Below are 12,037 nucleotides of genomic sequence, written 5' to 3'. Positions count from 1 at the left end.
TCTCTTGAACCGTTTATTGAAGAAGATGGCACCCTGCCTTATTAGCCTGCTGCTGCCACTAGCGGCGCAGGCCGACACATCCCCGATCGCCTCTACGCCGCTACCCCGTATCGCCACCGTCGACTGGACCATAGCCGAGACCCTGCTGGCACTCGGGGTGACTCCGCTGGCGGTGGGGGATGTTGGCCCCTATCAGGCATGGGTTGGCGAGCCACGGCTACCCGCCGGAGTGGTGGATATCGGCCTGCGCACCCAGCCCAACCGTGAGCTGCTGGCAGAGCTCAAACCCGATCGCATCCTCATCTCGCCGCTGGCGGCCTCGCTGGCGCCAACTCTTTCCCGCATTGCACCGGTGAGCACCATCGCCTTCTATGATGGGCAAACCGATCTATGGCAGCGGCTGCACGAGGTGACCCTGACTCTCGCCCGTATGGTGGGCAAAACCGCCGAGGGCGAACGGCTGCTGGCCGGGCTGGATCGGGATCTCGCCAGTATGCAGGCCGGATTGCCTGCGGATCTGCCGCCCCTGTTGGTGGTGCAGTTTATCGATGAGCGCCATGTGCGGGTGTTTGGTCGCCACAGCCTGTTCGATGCTGTGATGACGCGGCTTGGGCTGCGCAATGGCTGGCAGAATCAGACCAATAACTGGGGTTTCTCGGTGGTCAGCATCGAGCAGTTTATGACCTTGCCAACCGCGCGGCTGGTGGTGGTCGATCCCATCCCGGTAGGGGTGAGCGAACGGCTGCAGGAGCCTGGGCTGTGGCAGCATCTGCCGCTGGTACGGCAGGCGCCCGTGCTGCATCTGCCTGCGGTCTGGAGTTTTGGCGGCGTATTGGCCGCCCGCCGTTTCGCAGGTCTGCTCAGCGATGCATTGTTGCAAGATGTCGAGCGTATGGAGGCTAGCCGATGAAGCGACTGCTCACATCGCCGCTGCTGCGGCCGGTCTCGATCCTGCTGGGGTTGACCCTCTTGCTCGCGTATTGGGAGCTGGCTCGCCAGCTGCCCGGTGCGCTCTGGTGGCAGAGCCTCTTCGCCCCCAATCTGGATGATGTCAGCCAAGCGGTGGTGCATTTCAGCTGGCTACCCCGCTTGGCTGTCACCCTGTTGGCCGGGGCGGCGCTCGGGCTGGCGGGCACCCTGATGCAGCAGGTGCTGCGCAACCCGCTCGCGTCACCGACCACCTTGGGGGTGGCCTCCGGTGCCCAACTGGCGTTGATGATGGTGACCCTGTTTGCCCCCTCCTGGTTGCTGCTGGGGCGGGAGTGGATCGCCATGGTTGGCGGTAGCCTTGCGATGGCGCTGGTGTTTGCCTTGGCCTGGCGTCGTCAGCTCAATCCGGTGGTCATCGTCTTTGCCGGGCTGGTGATCAACCTCTATCTGGCGGCCATCAGCATGGGGCTCTTGCTGTTCTTTCAGGAGGAGCTGAAAGGCTTGCTGGTGTGGGGCGGTGGCTCGCTAGTGCAGAACAGCTGGAGCGGGGTGAGTTATCTGTTGCCCCGCCTGCTGGCAGCTGCTGCGCTGGCTGCGGTGCTGGTACGCCCGCTGGCGGTGCTGGAGCTGGATGATGCCAGCGCCCGCAGTCTGGGGGTCTCCCTTCAGCATCTGCGTTTTGCCGGACTGGGGCTGGCGGTGTTTGTCACCGCTTGCGTGGTGAGCGTGGTGGGGCTGATCGGCTTTATCGGGTTGGCGGCGCCCGCCATGGTGCGGCTGCTCGGGATCCGCCAGCTCGGCCAGCGGCTGCTGTGGGCTCCGATCCTCGGCGCCCTGCTGCTGGCGGCGACCGATCTGCTGCTGCAGAGTCTGAGCCGCTTCTGGCCGGTATTGATCCCCACCGGCGCAATGACCGCCATGCTGGGGGCGCCACTGCTGCTCTGGCTGATCCCGCGCCTTGGCATCAAGTCGGGTACGCCGAAGGCAAACGCCGCTCTGCCGGTGGCCCGCCATCCGGCACCGGCTCGCCTTGTCGGCCTGTTGCTGGTCGGGCTGATGCTGGCCATGGTCGCCTCCCTGCTGGTTGGTCAGGGAATGACGGGCTGGAGCTGGCCAAGCTGGCTCCGCTGGCAGGCCCAGCTGGAGTGGCGGCTGCCGCGCACTCTGGCTGCGGGGGCGGCTGGCGTGCTGCTGGCGCTGGCGGGCACCCTGTTGCAGCGGGTCAGCAACAATCCTATGGCGAGCCCAGAGCTGCTGGGGGTGAGCGGCGGCACCTTTATGGGGGTGATAGCCACGGCGCTGTTGCTGCCTGCGTTGCCCCTGCCGCTGGTCGGTGGCCTGCTCGGTGCTTTTGGTTGCCTGTTGCTGCTGGTGGTGGTCAACCACAAGCACGGCTTCCAGCCGGAGCGGATCCTGCTCTCCGGCATCGCCATCACGGCACTGTTTGAGCCGCTGCAGGCCATTGCGCTGGCCAACGGCGACATGCGGGTGCAGCAACTGCTCTCCTGGATGTCCGGTTCCACCTACTACGTCACCCTGCCGGTGGCCTATGGGTTGGTGGGGCTGGCGCTGTTGATGCTGTCCGCCTGCCTGCTTGTCAGCCGCTGGCTCGATCTGTTGCCGATGGGGGGGGCGATGGCGACCGCACTGGGCATTCGCCTCAACCGTGCCCAGCTCGCCATCCTGCTGCTGGTGGCCGTGCTCACTGCCAGCGCCACCCTGGTGGTGGGGCCGCTCTCGTTCGTCGGCCTGTTGGCGCCACACATGGCCAAGCTGATGGGGTTGGTGCGGGCACGCTGGCACCTGCTTGGGGCCGCCGCTTCCGGCGCCCTGTTGATGGTATCGGCGGACTGGGTCGGCCAGCAGATCCTCTTCCCGCAGGAGGTGCCGGTCGGGCTGGTCTCCACCCTGTTAGGGGGCGCTTACTTCATGTGGTGTCTGCGCCGCCTCTAGGTTTGTGGACGAAAAATGCGCAAAAAAGCCCGGGATGAACCCGGGCTTTTTATTGTCTGCCGAACCAGCTTATTTGCCGATGCAGAAGCTGGAGAAGATGCGGCCCAGCAGATCGTCTGAGCTGAATTCGCCGGTGATCTCGGAGAGGGACTCTTGCGCCAGGCGCAACTCTTCGGCCACCAGCTCGCCAGCCACGAACACTTCCAGCTGCTCCTTGGCCACCAGCAGGCGCTCAGCGGCGCGCTCCAGTGCATCCAGATGGCGGCGGCGGGCCATAAAGCCCCCTTCGGTGTTGCCCTGGAAGCCCATGCAGGCTTTCAGGTGCTCGCGCAGGGCAGGCAGTCCCAGCTCGGTCTTGGCGGAGATACGGTAGACGGCATGGCCCTGCTCCTGACTCGGTGCCAGATCCTCGCCGGTCAGGTCGGCCTTGTTGCGAATGACGGTGAGGCCGATATTTTTTGGCAACCGATCAACAAATTCCGGCCAGATCTCCCGCGGGTCAACCGCGTCTGTGGTGGTGCCATCCACCATAAACAGCACCCGGTCGGCCTGTTCGATCTCGGCCCAGGCGCGCTCGATACCGATCTGCTCCACCTTGTCCTGGGTGTCGCGCAGGCCGGCGGTGTCGATGATGTGCAGCGGCATGCCATCGAGATGGATGTGCTCGCGCAACACGTCGCGGGTGGTACCGGCAATCTCGGTAACGATGGCTGACTCACGGCCTGCCAGAGCGTTGAGCAGGCTCGATTTGCCGGCGTTGGGACGACCGGCGATCACCACCTTCATCCCTTCCCGCAGCAGGGCGCCCTGCTTGGCTTCACCACGCACGTCGTCCAACTCGGACATGATGGCGTAGAGGTCGCCCGCCACCTTGCCATCGGAGAGGAAGTCGATCTCCTCGTCCGGGAAGTCGATGGCCGCTTCCACATAGATGCGCAGCCGGGTCAGGTTTTCCACCAGCTGCTGGATCTTGCTGGAGAACTGCCCCTGCAGGGAGTGCATGGCGCTGCGGGCAGCCTGTTCGCTGGAGGCTTCAATAAGGTCGGCAATCGCCTCGGCCTGGGCCAGATCCAGCTTGTCGTTGATGAAGGCGCGCTCGCTGAACTCGCCGGGGCGGGCAGGGCGGATCCCTTCAATTTGCAGAATGCGGCGGATCAGCATGTCCATGATGACGGGGCCGCCGTGGCCCTGCAGCTCCAGCACATCTTCGCCGGTGAAGCTGTTGGGGGCCTTGAACAGCAGGGCGATGCCCTGATCCAGTACTTCGCCTTGCTCATCCCTGAACGGCAGATATTCGGCGTAGCGTACCCGCGGGCACTTGCCGAGCACTATCTCGGCTACCTGTTCGGCGGCGGGGCCGGATACCCGGACTATGCCGACGCCACCACGGCCGGGGGCGGTGGCCTGGGCCACGATCGTATCTGTAGTCATCTTGCTTGGCTCGTTTGTTCGCTGATAGGAAAACGTAGTGGGAGACATTGTAATAAAAAAGGCGGCCCGAAGGCCGCCTCTTTTGTCATCACGGGAAGATTAGCTACGCATCAGTTGCGAGTGTGCAGGCCTTTCTTCTCCAGCTGACGATAGATGATGGTCTGCTGGGTGATGGAGATAACGTTGCTCACCAGCCAGTAGAGAGTCAGGCCAGCCGGGAACCAGAGGAACATGAAAGTGAAGATGATCGGCATGAACTGCATCACTTTCTGTTGCATCGGGTCGGTCACGGTGGTCGGGCTCATCTTCTGCAGATACCACATGGAGGCACCCATGAGGATTGGCAGCACGAAGAAGGGGTCCTTCACTGACAGGTCGGTGATCCACAGGGCGAACGGCGCGTGGCGTAGTTCAACAGACTCCATCAGTGCCCAGTAGAGGGCAATGAAGATGGGCATCTGAACCAGGATCGGCAGACAGCCACCCAGCGGGTTGACCTTCTCCTTCTTGTACAGCTCCATCATGCCCTGAGACATCTTCTGGCGATCGTCGCCGAAGCGCTCGCGCAGGGCCGCAATCTTGGGTTGCAGCATGCGCATCTTGGCCATGGAGGTGTACTGGGCCTTGGTCAGCGGGAACATGATGCCGCGCACCAGCAGGGTCAGCATGATGATGGCCACACCCCAGTTCTGGACGAAGCCGTGGAACACGGTCAGCAGCCAGTGCAGCGGTTGGGCGATGAACCACAGCCAGCCGTAGTCGACGGTCAGGTCGAGGTGGTTTGCCACCTTGGCCATCTGGTCTTGCAGCTTGGGACCAACCCACAGTTTGCTGGTCACTTCGGCCTGTTGACCGGCTGCCACGTCAACCATCGGCGCCTTGTAACCGATGATGGCCTGGCCTTTGCCCGGGATCACTCGGCTGTAGAAGCTGTTGGTATCGTTTGCGTTCGGAGCCCAAGCAGAGACGAAGTAGTGTTGCAGCATGGCGACCCAACCACCCTTGGTGGTCTTGCTCAGGTCGGCATCCTTCATCTCGTCGAAGGTGTACTTCTTGTAGCGGGTATCTTCAGTGGAGAAGGCACCGCCGCGGTAAGCACTGGCTACCATGGCATGGCCTTGCTGGTCTTTCGGAGTCGCCACGGTCTGCTTCAGCTGACCGTAGAACTGCACCTGTACCGGCTTGGCGGATTTGTTGTCGATCTTGTAGTCGACGCCAACGGCATAGTCACCGCGCTTGAGGATGAACTCCTTGGTGAAGACAACGCCCTTGCTGTCGGTCCAGGTCATCGGAACGACGACTTGATCCTGACCATCAGCCAGCTGGTAGCTGGTCTGGGCTGCTTCATAGGTGGGACGACCCTGGGCCTGGCTGTCAGGACCATCGCGACCAACCAGACCGCTCTGGGCAACATAAAGATGCTCAGGCTGGCTGGTCAGCAGTACGAACGGTTGATCCTTGCCTTCTTCCAGCTTGTGGGCCAGCAGTTCAGCAGAGACGATGTCGCCACCCTGGGTATCCAGAGTCAGCTTGAGCACGTCGGAGGAGACGGTGATCAGCTTGCGTGCGGCAGTCGCATTGGCTTGCTCGGAAACCTGAGGAATATCACCGGATTGACCGGCTTCAGGTACGAAATGTTCGGTTTGGGCCACGGTAGTCGGGGCCGGCTTGGGAGCCTTGTCGGACTCCCACTGTTGCCAGAGCAAAAAGCTCACGAACAGCAAACCGATCAGGAGTAGATTGCGTTGTGATTCCATAGTCTTCAGTTTCTTCGCTTTGGTTGCGGAACCGGGTCATAACCACCCTCGGATAAGGGATGGCATTTTAATAGACGTTTGCTGGCTAACCAAACGCCTTTTATGAAACCGTGAAGTCGGATTGCTTCTATCGCAAATTGGGAACAAGTCGGGGTAAAACGGCAGCGCGGCCCCAGCAGGGGACTAATGATTAGCTGATACAGACGTATCAGTTTGATAGCTACCCATTGCAACGGCGTGACAGAGTGCGCCATAGCTTTTCCAGTAACTTGAACAGTTCCTCGTTATCCATCTCTTTCACACCGGCCTTGGCGATCACCACGATGTCGATAGCGGGCAGCTGATGTTGTTTGAGGCGGAAACTTTCCCGAACCACCCGTTTGACACGGTTACGCCAAACGGCACGCTTGAGTGCTTTTTTGGGCACAGCGAGACCAAGACGAGGGTGTTCGAGCGAATTGGGAGAGGCGAGAAGAGTAATCTGCGGAGAGGCGGCCCGGACAGGCTCGGCGAAAACGCGTTTGAAGTGTTCGGGAGTTAACAGACGTAACTCCCGAGAGAAGGTGTGCTGGGTAGGCATTAGACTACCAGGCGGGCACGACCCTTGGCACGACGAGCGGCCAGAACTTTACGACCGTTGGCAGTTGCCATGCGGGCGCGGAAACCGTGAGAGCGCTTGCGCTTCAGGTTGGACGGTTGAAAAGTACGTTTCATGATTCGATTCCGTATTACTGTACAGTTTTGATTGTCACACTTAGCCGACGCGCCAGCTATAGCGTGTGACGACTAGCAAAAGAGGCCGAATTCTAAACAGAGTTCGGCTTTTAGTCAATCCGCCGTTCCCTCTCATCCTGCGGTGGTCTTGAAAAGGCCACTGCCGAGCGTGAGGATCCAGAGGATCGAGGGCTCCGGATTATACTGGCAACCCTGTGTTAAACAAGGGATCCCTCAATAAAAAAGGCGGCCAGGCCGCCAAAGAGAGAGCTATTTAAGGACTTTCCGCAAGAACTCCCGGGTACGGGGATCCTTGGGATCGACCAATATCTGATCCGGCGGGCCTTGCTCCACGATCCGGCCACCTTCCATGAAGATCACCCGATCGGCCACATCCCGTGCGAATTCAATCTCGTGGGTCACCACCACCATGGTCTGGTGCTGGCTAGCCAGCTTTTTCATCAGTCCGAGCACTTCATCGACCCATTCCGGATCGAGTGCCGAAGTGGGCTCGTCAAACAGGATCACCTTGGAGTGGGCCGCCATGGCCCGACCGATGCCGACCCGTTGCTGCTGGCCACCGGAGAGGGAGGCCGGATAGGCGTCCTTCTTGTCGGCAAGACCTATATCCTCAAGGATGCCGAGGGCGGTAGCACGGGCTTCCGCCTTTGGCTGTTTCCAGACGGTGATCAGCCCTTCGGCGATGTTGTCCTGCGCCGTCTTGTTGGCAAACAAGGCGTAGTTCTGGAACACGAAGGAGGCGCGCTTGCGCAGCTCGATGGCCTGCTGCTCGCTGGCATTTGCCAGATTGAGCTGCAGATCGTCGATGGCAAGCGAACCCGCATCCGGGGTCTCCAGCAGGTTCAGGCAGCGCAGCAGAGTCGACTTGCCGGTGCCGGAGGGGCCGATAATGACCACTATCTCCCCCTTCTTTACCTCCAGATCGATGCCGTTGAGCACCTGATTGCCGTGATATGCCTTGGAGAGGCCGGTTAGCTTGATCATGAGAGCCCTCCTTTAATAGGCACGGTTGAGGTGTACTTCCAGCAGATGCTGCAAGCGGGTGAAGAAGATGACCACTACCCAGTAGATGAGCGCCACCGCCATAAAGCTCTCGAAGAACTTGAAGGAGGAGGAGGCTTCCATCTGCGCCTTGCCCATGATCTCGGCCACGCCGAGGGTAAAGGCCAGCGAGGTGCTCTTGATCATGTCGATGAAGTAGTTCATCAGCGACGGAGTGGCGATGCGTGCTGCCTGCGGCAGAATGATCCGCTGCATCGCCTGCAGCCGGCTCATGCCGATGCTGAGCGCCGCCTCCATCTGGCTTTTGTGGATACCCAGGATCGACGCTCTGATTGACTCGGCCATGTAGGCGGCAAAGTGGAGGGTCAGACCTATGATGGCGGCGGTAAAGGCATCCATCCCGGAAAATACGTGGAACAGTTGTGGCAGCCCGTAATAGAGCAGAAACAGCTGGACGAGCAGCGGTGTACCCCGAAAGAACGAGATATAGAGCATCGCCAGCCAGTGGATCACGGGGATGCGAAAGACCCGTACTATCGCCAGGGCCAGCGACAGTACGAGTGCCAACGCGAATCCCCACAGGGCCATCTCCATCGTGGTGCCCAGATATTTGAGCAGGATGGGAAACAGCCCCAGGGTGTACTCGATATCGAAGTGCATCATTTATTTGTCGGTGATGTCGGACGCGAACCATTTCTCGGAGATTTGACGCAGGGAGCCATCCTTGCGCATGGCGGTCAGAGCCTCATCGACCTTCTTCAGCAGCGCCTGCTTCTCCGGGGTCTTCAGGAAGGGCAGGGCGTTCTCGATGGTTTCGAACGGTGCGCCAGCCTGTTGCAGCGGCAGCTTGGACTCCTTGATCAGCTGGGCGGTGGAGACGCGGTCCATCACGAAGGCGTCGATGCGGCCCAGCGCGACATCCTGCTCGAAGGCGGAGTCATAGGTGCGGATATCGATCTTGTGGTTCGGATCGTTCTTGCGCAGCAGCTCTTCAAAGTTGGAGCCCAGGTTGACCGCGACTTTTTTGCCTTCCAGATCCTTGATGCCGTGGATGGTGTTGTTGCCCTGACGGACCACGATCTGGGCGCCGTCATAGACGTAGGGCTGGGAGAAGTCGTACTTCGCCTTGCGCTCGTCGGTGATGGTGATCTGGTTGGAGATGGTATCGACACGGCCGGTTTCCAGCATGCCGAACAGGCCGGAGAAGCTGGCGGTAACGAACTCGACCTTGTAGCCGGTGCGCTCGCCGATCTGGTTCCACATATCCACTTCAAAGCCCTGCAGCTTGTCCTGCTTGACGAAAGTGAACGGGAAGTACTTGCCGGACATACCGACCTTGATGGTCTCCTGGGCGATGGCCTGACCAGACAGGGTAGCCAACAGGATGGCTGCGCCGGAAATAAGCTTGATGGAAGTTTTCATGGGGTTTCTCTCTCTAAATGTCTTGTATTTGTAGTTGTAATAACTGCTTTGGCGCTGATGTTATTGGAATAAAATTTAAAAAATAAATGACATTTGGTTATATGAAATAACAGGAGTGCAGCACGAGATCCGCCAGTTGCAGCAGTGGATCAAGCTGTGGGTAACTTTGGGGATGAAAGATGATCCGGAGGCGCTGGATCCTTGAAAGTCAAGGATCTTATTTGCTGGATCCGCGGGGTCACGGCTGGAGATCCGGCGGCTAAAAACGTAGAATAGCCGGTCTTTAGTTAATCAATCGACAGGAGTTTAGAGTGACTGCTTCGCTATGGCAGCAGTGCCTTAACCGGCTGCAAGATGAGTTGCCCTCGGCAGAATTCAGCATGTGGATCCGGCCGCTTCAAGCGGAGTTGAGTGACAATACTCTGACCCTGTATGCACCGAATCGCTTCGTTCTGGACTGGGTACGAGACAAGTACCTCATCCGGGTGAACGGTATCATTAACGAACTTTGCGGGGTCGATGGCCCCGCCCTGCGTTTTGATATTGGCAATCGTCCCCACCCCGTCACCGTCGCTGCAAGCAGAGCGCCGGCGCAGGGTGCTGCGCCTGTGAATAACTTGCAGAAGAGCTGGGAAAGCAAGCCCGAAACCAAGCCTGAGCCGAACCACAAGAGCAACACCAACGTGAACTATACCTTCGAGAATTTCGTCGAGGGTAAGTCTAACCAGTTGGCTCGTGCGGCGGCCCGTCAGGTGGCGGACAATCCGGGTGGCGCTTACAACCCGCTGTTCCTCTATGGCGGCACCGGCCTGGGTAAAACCCACCTGCTGCACGCCGTTGGCAATGCCATCAAGGAGAGTAAAAAAGATGCGAAAGTCATCTATATGCACTCCGAGCGGTTTGTTCAGGACATGGTGAAAGCGCTGCAAAATAACGCCATTGAAGAGTTCAAGCGTTACTACCGCAGCGTCGATGCCCTGCTCATCGATGACATCCAGTTCTTCGCCAACAAGGAGCGCTCCCAGGAGGAGTTCTTCCATACCTTCAACGCCTTGCTCGAAGGCAACCAGCAGATCATCCTCACCTCGGATCGCTATCCGAAAGAGATCAACGGCGTCGAGGATCGCCTCAAGTCCCGCTTCGGCTGGGGCCTGACCGTGGCGATCGAGCCGCCTGAGCTGGAGACTCGCGTCGCCATCCTGATGCGCAAGGCGGACGAGAACCAGATCCACCTGCCGGACGAAGTGGCCTTCTTCATCGCCAAACGGCTGCGTTCCAACGTCCGTGAACTGGAAGGAGCCCTCAACCGGGTGATCGCCAACGCCAACTTTACCGGTCGCGCCATCAACATCGACTTCGTACGCGAAGCGCTGCGCGATCTGCTGGCGTTGCAGGAGAAGCTGGTCACCATCGACAATATCCAGAAGACGGTGGCGGAGTACTACAAGATCAAGCTTGCGGATCTGCTCTCCAAGCGCCGTTCCCGCTCCGTGGCCCGCCCGCGCCAGCTGGCGATGGCACTTGCCAAGGAGCTGACCAATCACAGTTTGCCGGAGATAGGTGATGCCTTTGGTGGCCGTGACCATACCACCGTTCTTCATGCCTGCCGCAAGATCGAGCAGCTGAAGGAGGAGAGTCACGACATCAAGGAGGACTACTCCAACCTGATCCGTACCCTTTCTTCCTGATAACGGAGAGCACAGATGCAGCTCGAAATTAGCCGTGAGGCCCTGTTACGTCCTCTGCAACTGGTGTCCGGTGCCCTGGGTGGCCGACCGACCCTGCCGATCCTCGGCAACGTGCTGCTTGATGTCAGCAACGGTCTGCTGTCGCTGACCGGTACCGATCTCGAAGTAGAGATGATCGGTCAGGTCTATCTGAATGGTGCCAGCGAAGATGGCCGCACCACTGTGCCGGCGCGCAAGTTGCTGGACATCTGCCGTGGTCTGCCGGAAGGCGCCGAGATCCGTCTCAATACCGAAGGCGATCGCCTGATCATCCGTTCCGGTCGTTCCCGTTTCAATCTGTCGACCCTGCCGGCAACCGAGTATCCGAACATCGAGGATTGGGAATCCGTGCTCGAGTTCGATATCAGCCAGCTGGAGCTGAAGAAGCTGATCGATGCGACCCAGTTCTCCATGGCCAGCCAGGATGTGCGTTACTACCTGAACGGCATGCTGTTCGAGAGTGAAGGTCACGGTCTGCGTACCGTGGCGACCGACGGTCACCGTCTGGCCACCTGCCGCCGCGAGGTTGTGGGGGAATCGCTGCCCGATCATCAGGTTATCCTGCCGCGCAAAGGGGTGCTGGAGCTGGTGCGTCTGCTGGAAGCGGAAGACAAGCCGGTACGGCTGCAGATCGGTCGCAGCAACCTGCGTGCCGCTCTCGACGGCTTCATCTTTACCTCCAAGCTGGTGGATGGCCGTTTCCCGGACTGGCGCCGGGTCATTCCGCGCAACAGCGACAAGGCCCTGATCGCTGGTCGCGAGGATCTGCGTCAGGCGTTTGCCCGCGCAGCGATCCTCTCCAACGAAAAATTCCGTGGGGTGCGTCTCAATCTGCAGGAAAACCTGCTGCGCATCACCGCCAACAACCCGGAACAGGAAGAAGCGGAAGAGCTGCTTGACGTACAATACGCTGCTGGCGAGATGGAGATCGGATTCAACGTCTCTTATGTGCTGGACGTGCTGAATACGTTAAAATGTGAGCAAATCCGGGTTAGCCTGAGCGATTCCGTCAGCAGCGCCATTATTGAGGATTTTGAAAATCAGGATGCTCAGTACGTGGTAATGCCGATGCGGATCTAG

12 protein-coding genes are annotated in these 12,037 nt (G+C 59.7%); 4 read left to right on the top strand and 8 right to left on the bottom strand.

Going from position 1 to position 12,037, the window contains the following annotated elements; translation table 11 throughout:
* Positions 1 to 25: 25 nt before the first annotated feature.
* Positions 26 to 910 carry an ABC transporter substrate-binding protein gene (locus NOM67_RS20165; protein WP_255939800.1) on the top strand — a complete coding sequence of 295 codons (885 nt, stop codon included), beginning with the start codon at positions 26 to 28 and terminating at the stop codon, positions 908 to 910.
* A complete protein-coding gene (gene fhuB / locus NOM67_RS20160; protein WP_156854557.1) occupies positions 907 to 2,883 on the top strand; it encodes a Fe(3+)-hydroxamate ABC transporter permease FhuB in 1,977 nt (658 codons plus the stop codon). The genes NOM67_RS20165 and fhuB overlap by 4 nt, the downstream gene beginning before the upstream one ends.
* 69 nt (positions 2,884 to 2,952) lie before the next feature.
* On the opposite strand, the gene mnmE is transcribed toward fhuB, so the two are convergent.
* The 8 genes from mnmE to NOM67_RS20120 form a co-directional block, all read right to left on the bottom strand.
* Positions 2,953 to 4,314, bottom strand: a complete 1,362-nt coding sequence (gene mnmE, locus NOM67_RS20155; RefSeq protein ID WP_071914522.1) for a tRNA uridine-5-carboxymethylaminomethyl(34) synthesis GTPase MnmE — start codon at positions 4,312 to 4,314, stop codon at positions 2,953 to 2,955.
* 110 nt (positions 4,315 to 4,424) lie between these two features.
* Positions 4,425 to 6,071 carry a membrane protein insertase YidC gene (gene yidC, locus NOM67_RS20150; RefSeq protein WP_255939701.1) on the bottom strand — a complete coding sequence of 549 codons (1,647 nt, stop codon included), beginning with the start codon at positions 6,069 to 6,071 and terminating at the stop codon, positions 4,425 to 4,427.
* 5 nt (positions 6,072 to 6,076) lie between these two features.
* Entirely contained in the window at positions 6,077 to 6,325 is a 249-nt protein-coding gene (yidD, locus tag NOM67_RS20145) for a membrane protein insertion efficiency factor YidD (RefSeq protein ID WP_010672280.1), read from the bottom strand.
* Positions 6,292 to 6,651 (bottom strand): ribonuclease P protein component, encoded by a 360-nt coding sequence (rnpA, locus tag NOM67_RS20140; RefSeq protein ID WP_005342318.1) that lies wholly within the window; start codon positions 6,649 to 6,651, stop codon positions 6,292 to 6,294. Before rnpA ends, yidD begins: the two co-directional genes overlap by 34 nt.
* Entirely contained in the window at positions 6,651 to 6,785 is a 135-nt protein-coding gene (rpmH, locus tag NOM67_RS20135) for a 50S ribosomal protein L34 (RefSeq protein WP_005307156.1), read from the bottom strand. Before rpmH ends, rnpA begins: the two co-directional genes overlap by 1 nt.
* Positions 6,786 to 7,055: 270 nt before the next feature.
* Positions 7,056 to 7,790 carry an amino acid ABC transporter ATP-binding protein gene (locus NOM67_RS20130; protein WP_071914524.1) on the bottom strand — a complete coding sequence of 245 codons (735 nt, stop codon included), beginning with the start codon at positions 7,788 to 7,790 and terminating at the stop codon, positions 7,056 to 7,058.
* Positions 7,791 to 7,802: 12 nt separating this feature from the next.
* Positions 7,803 to 8,471 carry an amino acid ABC transporter permease gene (locus NOM67_RS20125; protein ID WP_124242552.1) on the bottom strand — a complete coding sequence of 223 codons (669 nt, stop codon included), beginning with the start codon at positions 8,469 to 8,471 and terminating at the stop codon, positions 7,803 to 7,805.
* Complete coding sequence (locus tag NOM67_RS20120; protein WP_033115252.1) at positions 8,472 to 9,230, bottom strand: amino acid ABC transporter substrate-binding protein; 759 nt, start codon at positions 9,228 to 9,230, stop codon at positions 8,472 to 8,474.
* 311 nt (positions 9,231 to 9,541) lie between these two features.
* Between NOM67_RS20120 and dnaA the strand changes: the two genes are divergently transcribed.
* Entirely contained in the window at positions 9,542 to 10,918 is a 1,377-nt protein-coding gene (gene dnaA / locus NOM67_RS20115) for a chromosomal replication initiator protein DnaA (protein ID WP_033115253.1), read from the top strand.
* A 15-nt stretch (positions 10,919 to 10,933) separates the two neighbouring features.
* Positions 10,934 to 12,037: a DNA polymerase III subunit beta gene (gene dnaN, locus NOM67_RS20110; RefSeq protein ID WP_033115254.1), complete on the top strand. Its 1,104-nt coding sequence runs from the start codon at positions 10,934 to 10,936 to the stop codon at positions 12,035 to 12,037.

The organism is Aeromonas sp. SG16, assembly GCF_024436135.1.
Classification (GTDB): Bacteria; Pseudomonadota; Gammaproteobacteria; order Enterobacterales; family Aeromonadaceae; genus Aeromonas; species Aeromonas jandaei.
Note: the sequence above shows the minus strand (reverse complement) of the source record. Positions and strands in the feature narration are given on the sequence as shown.